This is a genomic window from Mesorhizobium sp. WSM3860, assembly GCF_002294995.1.
In the GTDB taxonomy this organism is placed as follows: domain Bacteria; phylum Pseudomonadota; class Alphaproteobacteria; order Rhizobiales; family Rhizobiaceae; genus Mesorhizobium.
Window position 1 is genome coordinate 1 of the sequence record NZ_NSGF01000034.1, and the last position, 20,179, is coordinate 20,179.

The 20,179-nt window shown below is 58.0% G+C and carries 14 protein-coding genes and 5 pseudogenes; 5 read left to right on the forward strand and 14 right to left on the reverse strand.

Annotation, left to right across the window (positions count from 1 at the left end):
- The 4 genes and pseudogenes from CK220_RS32705 to CK220_RS29760 form a co-directional block, all read right to left on the reverse strand.
- A pseudogene (locus tag CK220_RS32705) lies at positions 1–1,673 on the reverse strand (hypothetical protein); the annotation flags it as partial.
- A 118-nt stretch (positions 1,674–1,791) separates the two neighbouring features.
- Positions 1,792–3,522, reverse strand: coding sequence for a type IV secretion system ATPase VirD4 (virD4, locus tag CK220_RS29745; RefSeq protein WP_095814941.1), 1,731 nt, complete (start codon positions 3,520–3,522; stop codon positions 1,792–1,794).
- A 224-nt stretch (positions 3,523–3,746) separates the two neighbouring features.
- On the reverse strand, positions 3,747–4,436 hold the full coding sequence (locus tag CK220_RS29750) for a hypothetical protein (RefSeq protein WP_245429452.1): 690 nt from the start codon (positions 4,434–4,436) through the stop codon (positions 3,747–3,749).
- 2,242 nt (positions 4,437–6,678) lie between these two features.
- Positions 6,679–7,731, reverse strand: a complete 1,053-nt coding sequence (locus CK220_RS29760) for a cytochrome-c peroxidase (protein ID WP_095814944.1) — start codon at positions 7,729–7,731, stop codon at positions 6,679–6,681.
- A 118-nt stretch (positions 7,732–7,849) separates the two neighbouring features.
- On the opposite strand from CK220_RS29760, the pseudogene CK220_RS32710 reads away from it, so the two are divergent.
- Positions 7,850–8,213: pseudogene (locus CK220_RS32710) on the forward strand (transposase); the annotation flags it as partial.
- 501 nt (positions 8,214–8,714) lie between these two features.
- Here the strand turns inward: CK220_RS32710 and CK220_RS29770 are convergent.
- The 6 genes and pseudogenes from CK220_RS29770 to CK220_RS29800 all read right to left on the reverse strand — a co-directional run.
- The gene (locus CK220_RS29770; protein ID WP_095814946.1) at positions 8,715–9,548 is read right to left on the reverse strand and encodes a prephenate dehydratase domain-containing protein; all 834 of its coding nucleotides are present in this window, start codon (positions 9,546–9,548) and stop codon (positions 8,715–8,717) included.
- 245 nt (positions 9,549–9,793) lie between these two features.
- Positions 9,794–10,006, reverse strand: a complete 213-nt coding sequence (locus CK220_RS29775; RefSeq protein WP_095777381.1) for a cold-shock protein — start codon at positions 10,004–10,006, stop codon at positions 9,794–9,796.
- 210 nt (positions 10,007–10,216) lie between these two features.
- The gene (locus CK220_RS29780; RefSeq protein WP_245429453.1) at positions 10,217–10,918 is read right to left on the reverse strand and encodes a transposase; all 702 of its coding nucleotides are present in this window, start codon (positions 10,916–10,918) and stop codon (positions 10,217–10,219) included.
- Positions 10,919–11,398: 480 nt separating this feature from the next.
- A complete protein-coding gene (locus CK220_RS29790) occupies positions 11,399–12,433 on the reverse strand; it encodes an LLM class flavin-dependent oxidoreductase (RefSeq protein WP_095814947.1) in 1,035 nt (344 codons plus the stop codon).
- Positions 12,434–12,540: 107 nt separating this feature from the next.
- Positions 12,541–13,662: a histidinol-phosphate transaminase gene (hisC, locus tag CK220_RS29795; RefSeq protein ID WP_095814948.1), complete on the reverse strand. Its 1,122-nt coding sequence runs from the start codon at positions 13,660–13,662 to the stop codon at positions 12,541–12,543.
- A gap of 1,606 nt (positions 13,663–15,268) precedes the next feature.
- Positions 15,269–15,822 (reverse strand): annotated as a pseudogene (locus tag CK220_RS29800) (transposase); the annotation flags it as partial.
- A 69-nt stretch (positions 15,823–15,891) separates the two neighbouring features.
- Here CK220_RS29800 and CK220_RS29805 point away from each other — a divergent pair.
- From CK220_RS29805 to CK220_RS29815, 3 genes are all read left to right on the forward strand, one after another.
- Complete coding sequence (locus tag CK220_RS29805; protein WP_141245257.1) at positions 15,892–16,308, forward strand: hypothetical protein; 417 nt, start codon at positions 15,892–15,894, stop codon at positions 16,306–16,308.
- Entirely contained in the window at positions 16,200–16,601 is a 402-nt protein-coding gene (locus tag CK220_RS31705) for a hypothetical protein (protein WP_245429454.1), read from the forward strand. The genes CK220_RS29805 and CK220_RS31705 overlap by 109 nt, the downstream gene beginning before the upstream one ends.
- A 202-nt stretch (positions 16,602–16,803) precedes the next feature.
- On the forward strand, positions 16,804–17,394 hold the full coding sequence (locus CK220_RS29815) for a hypothetical protein (RefSeq protein WP_095814951.1): 591 nt from the start codon (positions 16,804–16,806) through the stop codon (positions 17,392–17,394).
- On the opposite strand, the pseudogene CK220_RS32715 reads toward CK220_RS29815, so the two are convergent.
- From CK220_RS32715 to CK220_RS29830, 4 genes and pseudogenes are all read right to left on the reverse strand, one after another.
- Positions 17,342–17,464, reverse strand: a pseudogene (locus CK220_RS32715) (IS1595 family transposase); the annotation flags it as partial. The gene CK220_RS29815 and the pseudogene CK220_RS32715 overlap by 53 nt on opposite strands.
- A 12-nt stretch (positions 17,465–17,476) precedes the next feature.
- Positions 17,477–17,647: pseudogene (locus tag CK220_RS29825) on the reverse strand (transposase zinc-binding domain-containing protein); the annotation flags it as partial.
- A gap of 5 nt (positions 17,648–17,652) precedes the next feature.
- The gene (locus CK220_RS32720; RefSeq protein WP_245429455.1) at positions 17,653–17,997 is read right to left on the reverse strand and encodes a tyrosine-type recombinase/integrase; all 345 of its coding nucleotides are present in this window, start codon (positions 17,995–17,997) and stop codon (positions 17,653–17,655) included.
- Positions 17,880–18,596, reverse strand: coding sequence for a tyrosine-type recombinase/integrase (locus CK220_RS29830; protein ID WP_245429460.1), 717 nt, complete (start codon positions 18,594–18,596; stop codon positions 17,880–17,882). The genes CK220_RS32720 and CK220_RS29830 overlap by 118 nt, the downstream gene beginning before the upstream one ends.
- A gap of 523 nt (positions 18,597–19,119) precedes the next feature.
- Between CK220_RS29830 and CK220_RS29835 the strand changes: the two genes are divergently transcribed.
- Positions 19,120–19,905 (forward strand): hypothetical protein, encoded by a 786-nt coding sequence (locus CK220_RS29835; RefSeq protein ID WP_210201457.1) that lies wholly within the window; start codon positions 19,120–19,122, stop codon positions 19,903–19,905.
- The last annotated feature ends 274 nt before the right edge of the window (positions 19,906–20,179 follow it).

Genomic DNA, 20,179 nt, shown 5'->3' on the forward strand with positions numbered 1-20,179 from the left:
GGCGATTCGTCAGCTTGATCGAACAGCCTCCGGGCCTCGGGAACCCTGTCCGACGCGGGCTCCGCATTGCGAACCCGCTCCAGCGCTAAGCGGAGGTAGCGGTTGCCTGGAAATAACCGGGCGGCGAATTCCATGCGCGAATCATGATCCAGCCCAGAGATCGTCAGGCCCTGACTCTCAAGCGCCTCAGAAAATCTGCGAAGAGTACGACCATAGACAACACGGGTGCTTGAGGCCAAGCTGCTGTCACCTGTCACTTGTTCTATGATGCGCGCGTCTGCCTTTGAGGGCACCGGCCGCCGGCCAGGTGCCGAATAGCCCGGATCATGATATGCACGCAGGACGTTCAACGCCGTCCTTATATAAATGTTTTTCGGAAAGAACGCATCGACGTGATCGACCAGGGATTGGTGATCTTTTAGATCAGTCGCATGGCCACGAGCGCCGAGATCATTCGCCAATCGGCGAAGCGCAGAAGAGTATATTCGGAGCGTCTGCGCGCCATGGTGTTGCTGAGCCGCAGCGTGGCCGATTGCCTTATCAATAACGTCCCGGTGCTCGTCGGATAGATGGGAATAGCGGGTAGCAGGGGCGCCCACGGTAGCTGAATAGCCCGGCTCATGATACGCACGCAGGACATTCAAAACCTTCTTCATTTCATCGTTTTTCGGAAAGAAAGCATCGACGTGATCGACCAGGGATTGGTGATTTCTTAGATCAGTCGCTTGGCCGCGAGCGCCGAGATCATTCGCCAATCGGCGAAGTGCATACGTGTATTTTCGGAGCGTGCTCTCGCTATATTTTTGCTGAGCCGCAGCGTGGAGGATCACATTATCAATAAAGTCCAGGTGTTCGTCGGAGAGATGGGGATAGAAGGGATCACGGGTGCCACTCGCGACAGGTTCACCTTGGAGCGGGTCGGCCCCGTGCTGCTCAAAGCTCACTTGCCGGGCCTTGCCCGCATCCGGCAAGAGGTTATAGCGGCCCGAGAAAGAGAGCATCGCGTCAGGCACGCGTTGGGCCCCATGGAAGAAGCCTTTGGGGACGGCGAATGAAACGTTTATGGAGTGTTCGATCGCAGCCGGGAGCTCAGGCCATGCGGAGCGCGCGGCCTCCGCATGCAGCCTTCCGATGTGTTCGGACCCTGTCCCTTGAATGGGTACCCCTTCCAATGGCCATCCACCCAACTGCTGCATGGGGAGATGCATCGGCACGCGGCCGCCTGAAACGCCGACTTCGCTGAGCGGCTGCTGAGTGACGGCGGCTTGCGGCGTATTGAGGGCCCTCTGCATCTCCGCTGGCCGCAACTGTGCCGCGGAATGTTCATTGTTGATGACCCATCCGGTTGGTAGGTGGTCGCCCTGGCCCGGATCCGGTGAGGGCCGGATCTGCTGTCGGCTGGCAGTTAATTCTGGCGGGGCGGCGGCCTCAACCCCGGCGTGCCCAGAGGCGGTCGCTGCGAAAGCGTCCGCCACGATGCTGTTGAGGTCACCCGGTCCAGCGGGCATCCTTGGGCCACTGAAAAAAGACGAGGCGGCTTGACCATCCTGCGCTTGCTGAAGCACTTCGCGGAACCCCTGTTCCAGCTGCAGAAGCTCCTCTGGATTGGTTGGCGATTCGTCAGCTTGATCGAACAGCCTCCGGGCCTCGGCAAGGTGCTGCTCAACGCCCATTTGCCGCGCCTGGACCGCTTGCCCCCCCTCTTCCACGCCGGCGTCCTGCACGGAAGCTGTCACACGGGATGGATTGCGATTTAGCGGGTCCATACTAGCCTCACATCAAACTGTATCGTCAAAGTCGCTGCGTCAATTCAGGCAGCGGGTCATCGAGTTGAGATTCTGCCGAGAGCCCCTCGTCTGCTATCGTCAAGGGTGCCGGCTCCGGGAGGACGCCCGCCTGGCTTTCGAAGATGCGTTTCAGAATGCGATCCGAAAAATATCGCACCTTCCTCAATTTCAATGGTGGCAGACCTTTGATGAGCACAATCTCGTAGTCGTCATCGAGCAGCCGAACCTGTTCCGGACGCAACAGCGGTGCACCTTGATTTGACTTCTGAATGTTCCAGTCGAACGTTCGCGCTTGGCTGTAGGAAATCGATTTGGCTTCAAACGTGTATTCACCGATGGCCTTCGAAATGTAGTTCGGAGTCTCGTCATCGGCAGTCGCCATGAACACTTGCAGGCCCGTATTGCTGAGAAAATTCTGCTTGCCAGCCTCACCATAGGCCCCCGTCAGTGCCGAGAGGCTTTGGATGATGAGCATAAAGCGACCCTTGTAGCCGGCGATGGTCGTAATTGCGGTCTCGATCGCCTCCAGCTTACCCAAGTGTTTGAATTCATCGAGCAGAAACAGGACTTCGTATTTTTCATCCTGGCGAGGCATCGACCGCTGTAGAATTGAAACGACTTGCTGAAAGAACAGGCGGACCAAAGGCGCGACCACCTCAAGATCGTTCGGACTAACGCAAAGATAGATGCACGTTCTGCGACGGCGAAGATCATAGACCGAAAAATCTGAGCGACTTGTCGCTGCCTTTACAGCGGGATCCGCCCACAAATTGAGCCCGCCATCGCCAAGGACGGACGTGTAGGAAGTTAGGATTTTTGTATCGTTCCCAGCCATGTCGTCGAAGATGCGTTGCGCTTCTTTGTTCCGGGTTTCCATGGCGAGTCGCGCGAAGAGCTTAAACTTCTCCCCCGGCTGGGCGAAGAGGTCATAGACGGCGCCGATTGTTGGCGTGCCCCGCTCGATGCAGGCAAGGATCCCCGCCACAAAGAGATCTCGCGCGCCGTTGACGAAACCTTCCGCGCCCTCCCCCTTCGCCGTAATTAGGTTTGCCGCCAAGCGGCGGGCCTCGGTGAATTGCTGCTGCGGAGGCAGCGCAATAAGGTCCAATAACGGATTAAAGCAATTCGTGCGCCGCTCAGAATCCAGCGGCGCAAATTTGAACACCTCGGCGCCGGCAGCCTGGCGCGCCCTCGAGGTAAGCTCAAAGAGCTCCCCTTTGACGTCGAGAGCTATAACCGAGCCCTTGAATGTAAGTAGCGTTGGAATGACTATGCCGACGCCCTTACCAGCACGGGTCGGTGCGACGATAAGGCTGTGAGGCTGCTCGCCATTGGTTAGGTAGTAGCCAGGCCAGAAAGGGCCACTCGTCTTGCCAAATACCGGGCCTGTTACGCCACGGTATCGTCGTAGAAAACCCGGGCGTCTCATCTCATCCACTCGCGCCCAGCGCGCCGTCCCGTGATGTTCGAGGTTGCGCCGTGTTACGATCTGCTGAATCAGCAACACCACCGCGGACGTTGAAAGCACGATAGCTACGCCCCGATAGAAGACGGGGGTCGCGAAACCCAGATAGAAGGGCGTCTCAAACCAAAAGGCCCGGACGTCAAACGTCATCAAAGCCGCGCCGCTACGCCAGTGGCGGAACGTCGCGTACAAACTTGCGGCGCAGAAGCCCAAGGCGAGCGAGCACGCGATGCTAAGAGCTATGTTGGGGGTCGTTTTTGTTGAAGCCATCGTTCGGTAGCTAATGCTGCGCTTGCTTTCAGACACTGAACCGACGTCCCGATGTCGCCGCTCGACAGATCAATGCCGGAGCGGGGGGATGCTTGCATCGCACCACCCAGCAGACGTTGTTTTTGAAAGTTACCCTAAAGCAGGTGCGTCAACGGCCAGCGAAGTGGAAAGGGCAAGGCCGTGCACGGATCGGGCAGTAAGCGTCACTTACCACGGCCAAGACCTCAACGGCCGGAGCGATCTCTGCTTCTGGAAGCAGCCATTAGATCCTCTCGGGCGTGATTGTAGGCTTGGCTTATGGACTGCCCGACTTGGCCACCTCGCCGCAGCTGTTCATGGGAGGTTTGCGGTCCTACTGTATCACGGACTGAAGCCGCAATACCTGCTATGCGGTCGTCCAAATTCACACTCCGTTCCTCTGCTGCATGCCGCGGCGGAGGCATGTTCTGCAACAGGCCATGCAGGTCGGGAAGTGAGTTAGCTTGCGCTTGCTGATTTGCGTCCAGCTGGTGATACGCGGTCACAATGGCATTTTGGGCGGTCACCTTGACCATGTGGTGCTGATGAGGATCAGCAGCCAATTCAATGGCCTGCTCAAAAATGCGCGATTTATTTTGGTCATTAAACTTACTGAAGTTTTGCGCCACAAACATAACCCCTAGAGCTTGCTCCATTGGGTCCATGTTGCCAATGCGATTAACAAGAGCAGTCTGCTTCTGGGGCCCTAGAAAATGGCCTACATTACTAGCCGCTTGGACTTGGAACAATGCTACATCATCCGAGTTGAACCCCAGCCCGGCCGTCAATCTGTCGACCAGATCGTTGGCTGCTCGTCCGAGCTGGTTGTTGCGCCTATCAAATCTGCCGAGGTCAGATTCTTGCCCGGGTGCCACGTCCTGAACGGCACGTCGCATTTGCCTCTCGGCGGATTTGAAGCTCCCAAGATCGCGTGCTGTATCGCGCGGGTTAGCGGTTACTAACCGTTCGGCAACATTGGTCAGTGGCCCCCCTGGAAGGCCATCGTGGTTGCGCTGTTCCTCGGCCCTCCTCCCGTCGCGGGATGAACTTCCGGCTGCACGTTTTGGTCTGCTATCGCGATCCATTGATCGGCCTCCAAAGGCGTTTCTCTACCCCATGAGGTTACCACCCAAGCTTGATCTGCTAAACCAATATGGTGTTACACTTGTAGTCTCGCAGAGGCTTCTCCCCGCTCTCTGCGTCACGCCGAGAGCCGGTCTAAGCCAAAGAAATATGATGAAGTTGGCCTCAAAGGCATGCATGTTTCGCAGCCTGACGGCACGAATGGCACGGCAGATGCGGCCTCTTTCGCCTGCTCCTACCGCCGTTGGAAAACCCCGGCATGATGTCGTCCGCAGCAGCTTCTCCTATATGCTCGAGCGTTTCGATGACGACCATCGCCTTTTCCAGCCAATCACCCGGGCTGTCCTCCTCCCCTTGCAAGCAAATCAGTCGCGACCCGCTCGGCTATTTGCACAGCCCCGCGCGCAACGCCGCCCCTCCTCGACGCCGCCTGTCGTGCAGCGGCAGTCGGGGCCAGCGCTGGCGACCGGGGCCGGTCCGTCCGTCCTGCCCGCGGGCTAGACCGAGCGAGCCGATCGCAGCTCTAGACGCAATCGCGACATCTTCAATTTCAATGCCTTGGGCCGCCGGGTTCTCTCAACGAGAAGTGCCAGCTCCGGAGCAACATGATTTGTCGCGGCGCTGCTTGCAACCGGATGAGAACAGGCCGCTGCGCCTGTGGATACCTCATAACGAGGCATTGTTGGCCCGTGTTATGGAGGTTGATCGGTTGCGATTGTCGCAGCGCCCCAGCAGTGCGACGATCTCGCGATCGGTTTAGAATGTGGCGTGGCCGCCGCGCCTCGCCGAATATGGTAGTTGCTGGAAATAGGTTGCCGGATCTAGGCGGTTCTCATTTTCGGCAAAGGGTCGCCGCCCTTACAGGCAAACTCGTCCCGTTTCTGGAGGGTATGAAGGACAATCTCTGCGGCAAACCAACGCAAGCTCAGTCGATTCGGTCACTATAGGGAGGCAAGTCTTGCCGCCCTGGCTGATCGCGATTTCAGCGCTTACCTCGCCACCCGATGCACCAAGCACTCTGCCGAAGGCAGATCGCGCTATCCGGCGCGCGCCAACGGAAACGCATATCCCTTTGCCGGGGGCGCCGGTTACCCTGCATCGCCCCTCGACGGCAGGACTCACAAAGAGAGGGTCAGTTCCTCGCGCCGTCAGGGTCAGTTTCCCGCTTCGACCGTCACCCATCCACCGGCCATGCTGGTTCTAACAGGCCTGTTGGCGGGAGCGGGATGGCGCGCAAAAGCTGTAGCTGAAGCATTCGAAGCCGTTCTGCGCTCCGCATTTGCGGGCAGCCTCCTTGCCGGCTTGAGCCGCTGATCGGAACGACGGGGCCGTATCCCGAGCGGGCACCAGCGTGAGCGGCTCGCCCAATGCGAGCTTGGGTCGCTTTGATTCCCCCTCTGGCCTGATCCGGCCCGAGATGCGTCTCCCCTGCCGGCCGAGACCGCCCCAAATCCCTGGCTGTGTAGGTCTTTGGCGGGCTGCGAAATCGGGAACCAGTATCGATCAATAGAGCGGATCAGCTTGCTTTTGAAGCACGCCATTTGCAGTTCGGGCATAGCACCTGCTTCCTCGAAGCAAGAGCTGCAGGGTGGATCGATCCGGCACCGACCCTTGCGCAGGGGGGCTGGGTTTGAGCCGGTGCCGGACCGAACCGTCTCAGGCAACGCCGGCTACCTCGTGGAAAATTAGGTTCACTGCGCGGCTAAACGGTGGCGATAATGTGTCAGGGAATCACCGTTTCCAACACGCGCCTGTCAAATGTGACCAGACGTTGAAGAAGGAGACTGAGGCGGAGATCCTCTGGCAGTAGGACATCGAGCCGGACGTGCTGGTGCACGGCGACTTCGAACGAAACGACATGGTGCAGCATTTCGGCGAGCAGCTGGTGTCCGGTCTGCCTTCACCCAACGCGGCTGGGTGCAAAGTTATTGCCCCAGCCACCTGCGCTCTCCCATCTTCGCCCGACGCATCGCGGCCCGATCCGATGACGTCGCGCTGGTGGCAATTGGCCCAGTCAATGACGGAAATCAAATGCTCACGCGCCCGACGCGTTCGCTATTTTCTCAAGATCTGCGATTGAGGTCGAGGTGTTGTCGCCGTTTCAGCGGGTAAGACGGGATAAGATATCTCGGGTAGCTTTCCGGTCAGTGAACTAAGGAAGGCAACGATCCGGTCGACTTCGTATCCCGTTAAGTCTTCGCCGAGCTGGGTGGTCCCCATGGTGGCGACGGCCTGTCTCAGGTCCCAAACCTTGCCCGAATGAAAGTACGGCGCCGTGATTGCTACGTTCCGCAGCGGTGCCACGCGGAAAACATAGGAATCGTCAGCTGCATTGGTGACGGCAAATCTGCCCTTGTCGTACTCGGGCAGAACATCCGCGCTGGGCTTCTCAACGAGGCCGAATGGGTAATACCCTTCGCCTCCAACGTTAATACCGGAATGGCAAGACGAGCAGCCCTTTTCGATGAAAAGCGCCAGGCCCTGTTTCTGTTCGGAACTGATGGCGGCATCATTGCCATTGAGAAAGGCGTCGAAGGGGGCCGGCGTGATCAGTGTCGCCTCATAGGCTTCGATTGCTTTAGCAACGTTATCGAAGGAAATGCGATCCACTTCATCCGGGAAAGCAGAATTGAACCACTCGACGTACTGCGGCATCGACTTAACCGTGTCGATGACTTGATCCGGTGTGTTGGCCATTTCGGCACCGGCCTGTATGGGTCCTTTGGCCTGAGCCTTCAGGTCCGCGGCGCGACCATCCCAAAACTGCCCTTTGTTGAAGACAGCATTAAATACCGTCGGCGCATTGCGCGATCCCTTCTGCCAACCGTGGCCTATCGACGTTTCGCGATTGTCGTCGCCTCCGGTCGCCAAGTTATGGCACGAGTTGCACGAGAAGACGCCTGACGAGGAGAGGCGCGGATCGAAGAACAGTGCCTTGCCGAGGGCAATCTTCTCCGGTGTGATCGGGTTGTCGGCGACCGCCGGCCTGGATGGCAAAGGCTTGAATGTGGCCAGTGCCATTTGTCTGAGATCTACTGGGATCAGTTGCGCAGCAACTGCAGTGGCCACCAGAAAGGCAAGGGCCGTCGCAGTGAATAGCATTTTCATAAATGGTTTCCTTGCGGTGAGCAGGCAACCATTCTCCACATGCGGTTCGCTGACGCCTTGCGCTAGATCAGCGCATCGAGCGAATCTGGCCTGCCGACCGGGCCCAATTCGGCATCGAGCCGCAGCCTGTACGGCGACCATGACATTCCGGCCCGCTCTCGCAACTCCAAGGCGATCCGAGCGATCTTTGGGCTGACGCCGGTGCTCGATGAGTCGGGCGAAAACCACCGCATTGGCCGGATCTCCCGCTGCGGCGACGGCATGACGCCAACGCTGCTTTACGAAGCCGCGCAGGCACTGCTAACGCGCATGACGAAATGATCCTGGCCGAGGGCGTGGGCGATGAATGTTGCAGGCGGCGCGGCCGACAGAAGGCCATTCTCGCATTGGCTCGCCGGCTGGCGGTGATCATGCATCGCATGTCACGCGACGGCACAGAGTTTCTTTGGATGCGACAAGACATCATGCCGAAAGCTGCCTGATCGTGCGCCCGACCATTGCAGCCTGCCGGCGCGTGCAGTGGGCCTGTCAAGGGCAAGTCGCGGCGCACTCTGTCCTTCGGCCACCCTTGACCGGCCACTTGCGCGTGGCGGCCGAGCCGAAACCAGGTAGGACCGTCGAACACGGGAGATGAAACATGGTCGCAGAGCGAGCGTGACAAGGATGACCCCGTAGGGTTCCACCAGCCGGTGGAAAGAGCGTCGCGGGAAGATCAATGAGGTGAGTTCGCGAGGGTTGCAGTACGATCGCATCACACGATCAGGACACTTCCGAGATTGTTTCGGCTGATTCCTTCTGATTCCCGTCAAGGCGACGGCCGCGCGCCGATCCCGCAGAGAAGCAAGCCCAGCGAAAGGCCTCAGATGCCCGCGAAGCGGAAAAGCTCAAGAAGCGCTGACTTCAACACGCCGAAAAGCAATCCTCGCTTTTGATCGAAGGGCGGGCCACCGTTCTCCGCCTCGGAACATGACGTCTAGACATAGCTAGTAAAGACGTGGGTACGATCCCAGAATCCTAATGCCATCGATCGCCGCCAACGCAGCCAGCGCCGGGTTCGTCGAAACATGTCCAGCGACATCGATGACATACTGATGGGTGTCCAGTCGCTCGCATGTCGGACGCTCATAGATGTTGAGAACGAATAAATTTTCCTTTGAGAACATCTTAAGTACATAACTGAGGTTTTGCTCTGAAACGCGGAGATGAAGGGTCGTCCGGTCGAATCCAGTCGGCGCAGGAGTCTTGCGTCCAAGCACCCACCACCGGGTTACGTTGTGCAGCCCTTCTTCGATTCCTGTTCGCAAGATCTGCAGATTGTATAGCTTGGCTCCAAGTGCAGGACCAAATGCCGCTATCGAGGGAGACTTTTGCCAAGCTACGAAAGATGTCGCTCCCATGCGGCTCACTCGCTCAACGGTCGGCATGTTCTCGTCGAGCCACGCGGCCACCTCCTGCAAGGCTACGGGATGGCCCATTACCTTGGTGATCGTCGAGAAGCTAGCATCCTCCGTTGCAATCAGGCTGTAGCTCAGGACCTTCGGATACTCGGCGATGATCCTGGGAGATCTCAAGCTCAGGATTTGGTCGAGGTAAGGAGTGGTTCCGACCAGAGAGGTCGTAGCTGGGGCGCATGCAACGTCGACGCAGCCCCTTTCATATGTTTCGAATAATCGGTCGCTGAACGGAACGAGTTCAACTTGGTCACCAAAGATGTCCAGCGTGGCTTGATGCGTCCAAGTACCCTCGGGGCCAATGTACCCGGCCCTCTTGATCCCCGAGGTGTCAATCACTGGAGGCCGCTTGAATTGCTCGTTCATTCTCCGGCCACACTCGATCGAGAGAGCGTCAGACCCACATCCCAGGAACAAGCACAATGGCGAGGTTCACAGCACAACATGAGAAGCCGGGAACCTGCCCCTCTTCACTCACAACATCTTGTTTCAGTAGGAATTAGCAGCTTCCCACAATCTGCTGCCCCCGACGATGGGATCCATGTTCTTGCCGCTCTTTGCGGCGGTCGGTGGCTCGTCTGCCCGGCTCTTGCCGGGCAGACGCAGAAAGTTCAGCCAGCTTTGCTGAGACTGCCAGCGGAGGACTTGCCGGTACGGCGGTCCTGTTCGATCTCGTAGTTGATTTTCTGGCCTTCATTAAGGGTCGAAAGGCCCGCTCGCTCCACAGCCGAAATGTGGACGAAAACATCCTGACCGCCATTGTCGGGCTGGATAAATCCAAATCCCTTGGTGCTGTTGAACCACTTTACCGTTCCGGTCGCCATAATCGTATTCCTTTGTAACCATGTCGATGTGGAGCAGGCCATAAGCCAGTCCGCTTCATATCCGAGATTTCAGGAGCAGCAAAAGCGAAAATGCAAAAGCCCTGCTCAATCGCAAAGCGGCTCGCGACCTCGGGCGTTGGGGCAGACGATGAGCGCTCGGACAGCGTCGGCGACCGCATACGTATCGCTCCGGTCTGCGATTCAACGTTATTACAACCCCAGTTTCCTCTTGAGTTCCGCGTTCTCCTTGCGCAAGCGTTCCGCGAGCAGGCTCTTCAGGCGCTTGTTTTCTTCCTCAAGCGCCACGAGGTCCTTCAGATTGTCACCATCCGATGCAGGCCGCGCAGCCTTCTTCCATTGATAGTAGGTCTGTTCCGAGATGCCGGCCTGCTTTACGGCAGCTTTGTGAGTGGCGCCGCCACTGATAGACTTCTCTATCTGGGCGAGCATCTGGGGACGCTCCTTTTCAGAGTAAATCTTCCGAGTCCGCACAGCCACTGCTGGTGCTTCCTTCGCCTGAGTCGCAGTATTGGCAGCATTCTTCCGAGCAGGCTGCCTAGGCTCAGCCTTCGCCTTCCGCAACCGTGCGGCTACCTTCTTTCCAGGCGTCTCCCCTTTGGCTGCCGGTTCCGTTGCAGTTATTACTGATTCAGCGTCCAAGGGATTTGCCATGAGATGCTCCGCTCGCGGTTTCGCCATGTGTTCAGCATCAAGCGCTACGGCACTAGAGTCAACAAGGCGCCGATTTGGCAACTCCATCTCCTCTAGTTCCCTTGTTGTCTCGGCCATTGCTGCGGAGAGATCGACATCGCTCCAGATGGAACGACCCTGTTTTTGAGAACTGCGCTTCTGTCTGATCTCCACGGTGAACGGTCGGGTCTGCCGCCTCATAATTTCTTCCTTGTTGGACACGCATTACGCGGAAGTCGCGGCAGACGACGAACGAACGTCTGGCCCTTCTGCTGTCGCCCGAGCTATATGCATCCGACGGCACGAGCAAGCCTGCTGGCTATTCACACCCTGAACAGACCATTTTTTATGAAGCTTGTGAGCAGGTAGGCTGCCGCTATGAACTTTCGCCTCATCGCTCGATTGATTGTGAGCAAGCGCCGAGGGTTGACCCCAAGCTGATCACCATCAAGCGCGTGACTTTACTGGCAAATTCATAACCTCGGAAGGTCACTTCGGCGCCGACAGTGGAGACCCTCTCTTTCATATTCTGATGGTGGATCACCGTGTTACGGTCAACTTGTCAGGGATCAATCTTCCGCGCTCAGTCGCAAAGAGTGTCGCCCTATTGTCGGCTTGGCTGTGACCGAATGCGTGCTCCGTCGGATTCAGGAGCACATGGACAGAATCCATGATGGACGCGTCTTAAGGAGTGCTGCCGCATCAAGGTCGGTCAACTCGAGCCATAATTGCCGATTGAATTGCCGCTGCCGTATATAGGGAAGCATCTAACGACAGATTCCCAAATGCAAGTTGACAAAGGAGGTAGTTTGCACCTGCCTTTTCCAGCTGGTCAAGAAGAGCTTGTCCCGCAGAAGCTGCCGTTCCTACTACGCACAATTCCTTCTCGATTGCCGCATCGAAAGTCAGCGGCAGGTTTGGTGGAGTCGGCATGGCGTTGAGATCGTAAAGGAATTTAAAGCTCTTAAGCCACCGTTCGTAAGCAGGTGCGGCGAGTGAACGTGCATCTGTTTCAGAACGCCCAATCACGACCATTCGGAGCAATCCAAGAAATGGCGCTTGGTCGCCCGCGTCGCTGGTGTGCTCTCGACCGGCGCGGAAGGCATCAGTAATTCTGCGAACGGAAGAGGAATGTCCCACGCACGCGATGTTCACGCCATTCGCAGCGGCCCAGGCTGCTGGTTCGGGTCGGTTCGTGGCGATCCAAGTCGGCGGATGCGGACGCTGATGAGCTCTTAGCGTCAGCGGAACGCTGTTCAACTCGAAATGGCGGCCTTGATAAGATAGCGTGCCGCCTTTCAGCGCATTCATAAGAATTTCGGAGGCTTCCGCATAGTGGTCTGGCGCCGCGTCCGAGCCAATCCCAAAATAACCCAATTCGATCGGGAGCGAGCCGCGCCCTATCCCAAGTTCGAGCCTACCACCGCTCAATTGATCCAGCATACAGATCTCTTCGAACGCACGTAGCGGATGATAGAGGGCGAGCAGCATTACCAATGGACCCACACGAAGGCGTCGGGTTCGTTGGGCTACGCTCGACAAGAACAGATTCGGTGATGGACCTCTCCCATGTGGGGTACAATGGTGCTCTGCGAGATGATATGCATAGAACCCAAGCTGATCGCACGCCTCCGCTAACTTCAGGCGATCTTCGTATTGTCGGGCTATATCAAGGCCGTCCTCGTCCAGATGATCGAAGATGCCGACAGCTAGGTCTGAAGGAAAGATCTTATTCATCGAGTCTCCAGATTTTAAACAACAAGCCCCACTGCCTGCATGTCACAAGCAATTCAAACGTCTTTCCGCTACGTATCGCGTTGATTATTTGACTGACAACGCCGAGACTAGCCCCGTGCTAGCTGAGGTGTTGATGTTGGCATCTTAAGTGCCCTACTAATATGCCCAGCAGCACTGAGAAAAGCATCCATGTGCTCTTTTGTACCGATGCTGACGCGGATGTGATTTTCCAAGCCTTTATCGGGAAAGTAAGCAACAAGTATTTTTTTCTTTGCAAAGGCTGATTGCCACCATGAGCCGTCCTGTGCGGGCACGCGGGCTAGCAAGAAGTTTGTGTGGGAAGGCGTTACGGAAAATCCGAGTTGCGATAGCGCGAGCGTCACTCGCTGTCGTTGATGCTTGATGTGTTTGTGATTGTCTGCATAGGCGGCGCGATGCGCAAGGACGCTGATACCAATCGCATGCCCGATCACATTCATGTTGAAGACGTTCTGGATGTTGCGTAGCCTGCCAATAATTTCGGGGTGACCGAAACCAAAACCGACGCGAATGCCCGCGGCAGCATAGCTTTTAGAAAATGTTCTAAGGACCAGAAGGTTCGAATAACGATTGATGAGGCGCAGACCATTCTCGGGTGCAAAGTCGACGTAGGCCTCATCCAGCACGATCAAGCGGTCCGATTTCGCCAGCAGGCGCTCGATATGGGCCACCGGAATGAACGTTCCGGTCGGATTGTTCGGATTGGCCAACAGAATGAACTTGGCGTCCTTTGCAGGACCGAAGAGCAATTGCTCCATCGGCAAGGAATGATCTTCGCTAAACTCGATTTCGAGAAATTGAGCACCCTGCAACATGGCAAGTTTGCGGTTGAACGAAAACCCTGGCGACATCATCGCCACGCTATCTCCCGAAGCAAGGAAAGCTCTGTAGACAAGTCCAAGCAGTTCAGACGAGCCGTTACCAGCGATCACCTGATCCACGGAGACGCTGTAGGCATTTGCGGCGGCTTCCCTCAAGCTGATGTTATCGTCTTCTGGATATAGATATTGGCGTTCGAGAGCCGAAATCGCACTTTGCATTACTAGATTTGGAAGCGGTAATGGGTTCTCATTCGTATTTAGTTTTACCCAACTTGCATCCGGCGCTGCTCTATTGGATGGCAGAGGATCTAACTGTCTCGTCACTTGAGAAAGGGACGAGAGCACACTCTGCAGTTTTGCATCGGACATGTTTTTCTCCGTGTCGGTCGCAGAGGGAATCCGGGATGAACCGATGGTCGAGAGCAGTTGGCCGACTGACGGTACGTTTACACCGCCTCTGTCAGCATATTGACACCGTGAGCTCGGGCGAGCTGTCGTCCCGGTCGAATTGACGCCGACGCTCAGGTCCGCATCTACTCGTCATGGTGCCTCGGTGGTCCTTTCAAGGACGCTTGATGCAGTATTTCCTCAGCGTGTACCCAATGTGGCGCGGCGTCGGTCCAAGCAGGCGCCGCCTTTGCCTGCACTTGCCCCACATCTCTCCATGGCCGCGATGACACGCTCGCGATCTCACCTACTCGCACCTTTAACGAGGCTTCGCTGGCGGGCGCCAGCAGTTTCTGATCGCTGACGACGGGCGGGACCGTAGCGGCGGCCCAAGGAGCAGCCTCATTCGGCGGTGTGGCCAGCCTGGCTGGCATCATCGGCCCCCGTTGCACCAACCATGTTGCCCGATCCGCTCTTCCACGACGCCGCGGAAAAACTCTGTCCGCGGTGCAGGCGAAGTAGTTTCTGCCGATCGACGGCCCCGCGCTAATACCGCTGTCCGCTGCATGCAATTGCGGGTTTCCAGGTCGGTCACCTGATCACGGGCAAGCGCGAAAAACGTCCGGGCTATAAGTCGGGGCGCCGGAACGTGGTCGGGTGCACAGCGGGGCGATGGCAGGCGCATGGCTTTCCTTTCATGAATCGCGACCCTCGACTGGCTTCTGCACGCCGCAACCGCACGTTGATTCAACAGACCGGAATGGAGCAGGAGAGTCAATCGAGCTTTCTTTCATTTGCGAAAGGAAACTCGGCGCTCATGATAGAATTCCATCAGCGTGCCGCATGAAATCGCCGTCGAAGCCAAAGGCAGTGCTCGGCGTGGCCTACCAGGGTCTAGCTGATTGCTGGCAAGACCGTTCGGTACAGGATGGCCTCGGGCGGAGGTCAGTGGACGCATGATAGCACCTTTGCCGCGTCTTGGTTGTTCCAAGTTCATGTTGATCACCTAAGGTCTCGAAAAGGACGAGGACATCGAATTCATTGTCGAGAGTGGCATCCGGTTCGGCTCACTCAAGCACCTGCTCTTCACGACCGCCGAAAGCAGCGAAGGCAGTTTCCTCGGCTTGTTCACCGAAGGCGCGTGCGGCGGCCAGGGAGCGGAGAGTTCTGCTTGATCCATTGCTCTGTGTCTGCTTCGGGCATCGGCACAGCTTAACTGAGTGGCTGATATGCTGAAGGGTTTCGGGTGCCGTCAGGCGCGTACGAAAGCCTCTCATGCAGGAACCCGCGGGCAGCGGGCGGTGAGCTATGGGGATTTGTGTTTCGAGGTGTGCCAGCGACTGTCGCGAACGTCCGCGCGCGGTGCTGTCAGCGCGAGGAAGCAGCTTTCCGACCAGGTCGGGAAGCCTGTCGATAACGGCGCTGGGGTTCGGGTGCCGGGCGAGCGGCGCCACAGCGAAGCGCACATGTGTTTCCGTTGACCAGCGCCGACGCAGCGCGGTCGTGTGGCCAAACGGGCCGTGCCGGTTCGGGCGGTCTCCCGGTTCGTCGTCCGTGCGCCCGGCGGTCCGCGGCGCGGCTGCCTGGAGCGTTCGAACACCTCGATGACGATCATGCGCCCGCCGCAGCACGGGCACGGCGGGCGGGAGTCGTCCGGTTCCGCCGGAGGATCGTTCGTGACGGCAGGCGCGGCCGCCAACAGTTGGCGAGCGAGCGCGAGGCAGTCCTTGCGAGAGCCGCCTGCGAGCAGGCCGTAGTGGCGGATGCGATGGAAGCCGCGCGGCAGGACATGAAGCAGGAAGCGGCGAATGAACTCGTCAGTCGCGAGCGTCATGACCTGCTGCCGGTCGGTGCCGTCGCGGCGATAATCCTTGTAGCGGAAGGTGACGCCAGCCTCTTCGAAGGCGACCAGGCGGCGGTTCGAGATCGCGACCCGATGCGTGTATCGCGACAGGTAGGCGAGGACCGCCTCCGGCCCGGCGAACGGCGCCTTTGCGTAGACAACCCAGCGCTTCTTCCTGACCGGCGACAGGTGGCGTGGGAACGCCCGTCGCTTGGCGATGTGCGCCATCGATCCGAAGAAGGCGAGCCGGCCAGCGTCGTGCAGCGTGAGCAGCGGGTGAGGAACAGGCGGCGAAAGAGCGGTCTTATGTAGCAAACGCACCAACATTCCGACTGCCGCGACCTAGCGGGTTCCCATAAAATCCGGGAATGCCAAGAGTTGCCGCTATCGTCCGCTCCACCCGATACGAACACGCAATCAACGCTCTGGTCGCGAAGCGCTCCGAGATATCCGGTCTTATCCGCTTCAAGGGCGCGGACCTGGCTCACCAACTCGTCCACATAGACGCGGTGCTGCTGATCCTTGGCTACAAGGGCGACCCGTCGCAAATCGTGCCGCTACGCCGTGCGCCAAGCCAATTCCGCAGGGGCGAACTTTGGCGGCTGATCCTGAAGCACGAAGCCGAAGGCAGCACGTCAAACCGGGAAACCGCCACTCGCATCGCGCAGGCGAAGGGATGGGACGCCTCGCGTATCAAGCCGCTCATGAACAACATCAAGACGGCCAAGGGACGGCGACGGCGGGCTTTGGCGGCACGAGCCGACCCGCGCCAAGGCGACGCGTAGGCTCAAGAGAGTTCGAAGAATTGGGCGTGGCGTGGAAATCGAAGCAAAACTTTGCGCAGAACAAGAAAAATCCTGCTAACTCACTTTGCTTAAATGCAAAAGAGCCCCTACACTATGCAGTGGGTTTAGTCGGGGCGCCACCCTACTACAACCATATCGACAGTGCGAACCATCGAGAAGCCAAGCTTACCGAACGGGGAGTTTTTGTCGATATGGTGGTTATCTTGCGGCACTCTGAGATTTTGGCTGTGTGGGAGGATTTTTTGTGGCAAGCATCGGGCAAGCGCTTCTAATCAAATACGGTTTAGGCACTCAGCCGTCGCCGGAGCGCCAGCAAGAGTGGGCGCGTTTAACGCGGCAATACATCAAGGACGGTCAGCCGCCAGACAGGGCCGGCGAGAACGCCGCCAAGGTTCTATTTCGGGATTTCCACACACGCGTCTATGCTTCGGAAGCCGACACAATCGAAATGCTGCTCCGAGAGGCCGGCAAATAGTGGATGACCTGGATAAGGTATGGGCTTGGCTTAATACTCCGGGAGCCACCGCAACCGTTTCGACTATAACGTTCGTAGTGGGCGGCGTGACGGGTTTTTTGGCCCGTAGTCTGACGAGCACGCCAGCTGAACGACAACAACATAGACAGCGGCTCTATGAAAACGGATTGCGTCACAAAGCCGAGAGGGAAAAGAGGTACATAGAGTTCCGAGAAGCTTTCGAGGCTTTTATAAAAAAGAAGAACTGCGGCGGTGAGTTAACGCTGGATGATTTTCAAAGCATATCAAAGGCAGGAGATTTATATTTCAGCGAGCTTAAAATGGCTGCTGATGCAATTTTGGGAAACTCAGTAGACAAACTGTCACGTGAGACCATCGTCACCGCCATAGCTGAGGCTCTCGAAAAAAACATTCCACTTTATTACCAGACATTGCATCGAATAGCTGAAAAAATTGGCGTTGCGTATAGCGGCGAATTTAAGCGGCATAACTACGAAAACTTGTACATAGTCGTCGAGAAATACGCTTCCAGTTCGGTTATTCCGCCCGTTGCCAATACCCGGCCCAAACTCGCGAAACGGGATGATTGAGCGCGCCGCCGAGGATGGCATAGGCGTTGCCGCCGTTTGACCGGCGATGGTGATCTTCCAGCCATGCGGCGGCGATGCGCTACTGGCCGCAGTCCCCGCAGGCCTCGACGTGACCGCCAAGGGCCGCGGTGCGGCAGTGCTCGATCGCCGACATCACCTTGAGCTGATGTAAGCTCAGGTGCCCTGCGTGGGTGGCCCGGTAGGCGGGCCCAGCAGCTCGGAAGATGTCGGCAACGTCCAGGTCCGCGCGCACCCGGTTCAGCCGGGAGGCGACTTATCCTCCATCAGCGCCATCAGCCGGTCGAGCGGCCCGGCAACCGCGTGGATCGTCCGGGTCGAGACCTTGGTGTAGAGCGCTGTCGTTTCGAGCTTGCTGTGCCCGAGCAGCACCTGGATGACGGGGATGTCGACATCCTGCTCGAGCAGGTGGGTGGCGAAGCTGTGCCGCAGAGTATGCGGGCTGACGCGCTTGCGGATGCCGGCGACTACGGCGGCTTCCTGAACCGCGCGATGGAGTTGCCGCGAGATCGGATCGGTGCAACTGCGTCCTGGGAACAGCCAGCCATACGGAAGCATCCCCCGCGACGCCGGCCTTCGCGCCACCACAGCCGCAGCAGTTCCAAGAGTTGCGGCGAGAGCATGGCGTTGCGATCCTTGCGCCCTTTGCGCTGTTCGACGCGGATCAACATGCGTGTGCTGTCGATATCATTGACCTTGAGGTGCGCGACCTCCGACACGCGCAGGCCCGCGCCATAGGCGACACCGAGCGCGGCCTTGTACTTGATGCCAGGCGCTGCTTCGAGCAGCCGCGCCGCTTCCTCCAGGTTCAGCACGTCCGGCAGCTTGCGTGGATGGCGCATGAGCACCAGCACACGGGCCAGATCCCGCCGCTTCAGCGTCACCAGGAACTGGAACCGCAACGCCGAGACCGCGCCGTTGATGGTTGCGGGCCCGAAGTCGTTCTCATGCTGATACAACTGGAAGCGACGGATGTCCTCGGGCGTCGCAGTATCGGGAGAGCGTCGGAGGAAGGCTGCGAAGCGCCGGACCTGACGGACGTAATCCTGCTGGGTATGGGGCCCAAGCCCCGCATGAGCATGTCTTGCTGCATGCGCTGGCGAAGTGGCGTGGTCGGTGCATCGGTCGACAGGGTATCCATGGCAAGTTCCTCTCGTTGAAGGAACTCCATGGTCAGATCGCAGCTTCTACCGCTCAAGACCAATGCCTGTCGCGCCATCTCAGAACGAAGCGCCCCTCCCGCGAAGCGGGTTCGTGCATGAGGCGCAAAGCAGCCATGTCGTGTTTGGGGCCGATACCCGACTGTCCGCTTCGCGGTGTGCACCGCGTGACACCTGCCGTTGAGCACTGCATGCACGTGGTCAGCTTCCGACCTCACCTCGGTCATTCTAACTACAAAGCCGTTTCCAATAGCGGACATTAGCCACCTGCTGTTTGCCCGAGTTAATGCCAGCGTATTGCAGTGGCGGGTATCATAGTTGCAATCGGTCTGGCGGCCTAAACCTCACCACGGCATGTCTTCGCCCATTGTCCTTGGATGCCAGCCATTGTCGGCCGGCGTCACCCGATCGATCAAGTCTTTGACTGTTCGCGATACTTGTGCCGCCAACATGTCCGAGCAATGTGGGGGAATCGAAGGTTGGCCTATAGCCAATCGCGTGAACGTCGGGCAGAAGTGCTCTCACGCGCTCATCTTGGACACCACTGATGCCCACCATTCCGTCCTCACAAGTTCCGCCACCAAAGTCCTGGGAGGAGTTCGAAGACATTTGCCTTTCGGCAGCGAAGCATCGATGGGATTCCTCGAAGTTTTTCGGCAACGGGCGCAAAGGCCAAGCGCAGGACGGGGTCGACATACGGGGGCATGATGGCGTGGGCGAGCATATAGGGGTGCAATGCAAGAACACGCTGGCTGGGGTCTCATTGAAGGTGGTGGAAAACGAAATCGCCAATGCCGAGGGCTTCAGGCCCAAGCTCGACCACCTCTACATTTCCACCACTGCGCCACGTGACGCGACTCTGCAGAGAGATGTCCGTCTGATCTCGATTGCCCGCAAGGCTGCTGGGGATTTTCTGGTCGACATATTGTTCTGGGACGACGTCGTGGGAGACCTCGCCCTCGAGGACTCCGTCTTCTTTAAGCACTATCCGCAGTTCAAGCGCGGTGTCGATCCGAGCAAGGCACACGACCAGACACTGTACGAAGAGTATCTGCAACTAATGCGATCGGACGGAGTCATTGGGTTCATCGACGAATGGAACATGGCTGGGTTTTCGTTTCCCTCAGCGAGGTTAGATCCACTTCGGGAATTCGTCGCAAACTGGAACGCGCCGGAGCGCGAGTTCAGTTCGTCGCAGATTGACGCAGTGCGGGTGGAATTATGGACGAAGGCCCCGGGACTACGTGGTCGAGATCAATCGGAGCACATTTCCTGCCAACGGACCAGGTTGGATCACGGTGCCGTCGGAGTGGGAGGACAAGTTCCCGGATAGGTGCAAGCGCGTTGTCAAAGAGCTGCACGGCATGGCCGGCGAGATCGTCGAGATTCATGGTCGTTTGGTCCGAACCGCAAAGGCAGTTCTTTTGACGACGAACTGATGTCTATGCCGTTCCGAGCGCTGGCGTGGCGGCCCCAAACTTGCCATTGGTTCGGTTCTGCCAACCGCGAGAGGCTGGGCAGGACGGATACGCGTTATCAGCGGCTGCGCTTTATCTCATTACCGACCTGATCGCTCCAGTAATGTCCGGAGGGAGCATCGTTTACAA

Bases quoted from the DNA above. Each gene is read 5' to 3' on its own strand.
- virD4 (WP_095814941.1), bottom strand. From the start codon at position 3,522: ATGGCTTCAACAAAAACGACCCCCAACATAGCTCTTAGCATCGCGTGC.
- CK220_RS29750 (WP_245429452.1), bottom strand. From the start codon at position 4,436: ATGCGACGTGCCGTTCAGGACGTGGCACCCGGGCAAGAATCTGACCTC.
- CK220_RS29760 (WP_095814944.1), bottom strand. From the start codon at position 7,731: ATGAAAATGCTATTCACTGCGACGGCCCTTGCCTTTCTGGTGGCCACT.
- CK220_RS29770 (WP_095814946.1), bottom strand. From the start codon at position 9,548: ATGAACGAGCAATTCAAGCGGCCTCCAGTGATTGACACCTCGGGGATC.
- CK220_RS29775 (WP_095777381.1), bottom strand. From the start codon at position 10,006: ATGGCGACCGGAACGGTAAAGTGGTTCAACAGCACCAAGGGATTTGGA.
- CK220_RS29790 (WP_095814947.1), bottom strand. From the start codon at position 12,433: ATGAATAAGATCTTTCCTTCAGACCTAGCTGTCGGCATCTTCGATCAT.
- hisC (WP_095814948.1), bottom strand. From the start codon at position 13,662: ATGTCCGATGCAAAACTGCAGAGTGTGCTCTCGTCCCTTTCTCAAGTG.
- CK220_RS29805 (WP_141245257.1), top strand. From the start codon at position 15,892: ATGCCAAGAGTTGCCGCTATCGTCCGCTCCACCCGATACGAACACGCA.
- CK220_RS31705 (WP_245429454.1), top strand. From the start codon at position 16,200: ATGGGACGCCTCGCGTATCAAGCCGCTCATGAACAACATCAAGACGGC.
- CK220_RS29835 (WP_210201457.1), top strand. From the start codon at position 19,120: ATGCCCACCATTCCGTCCTCACAAGTTCCGCCACCAAAGTCCTGGGAG.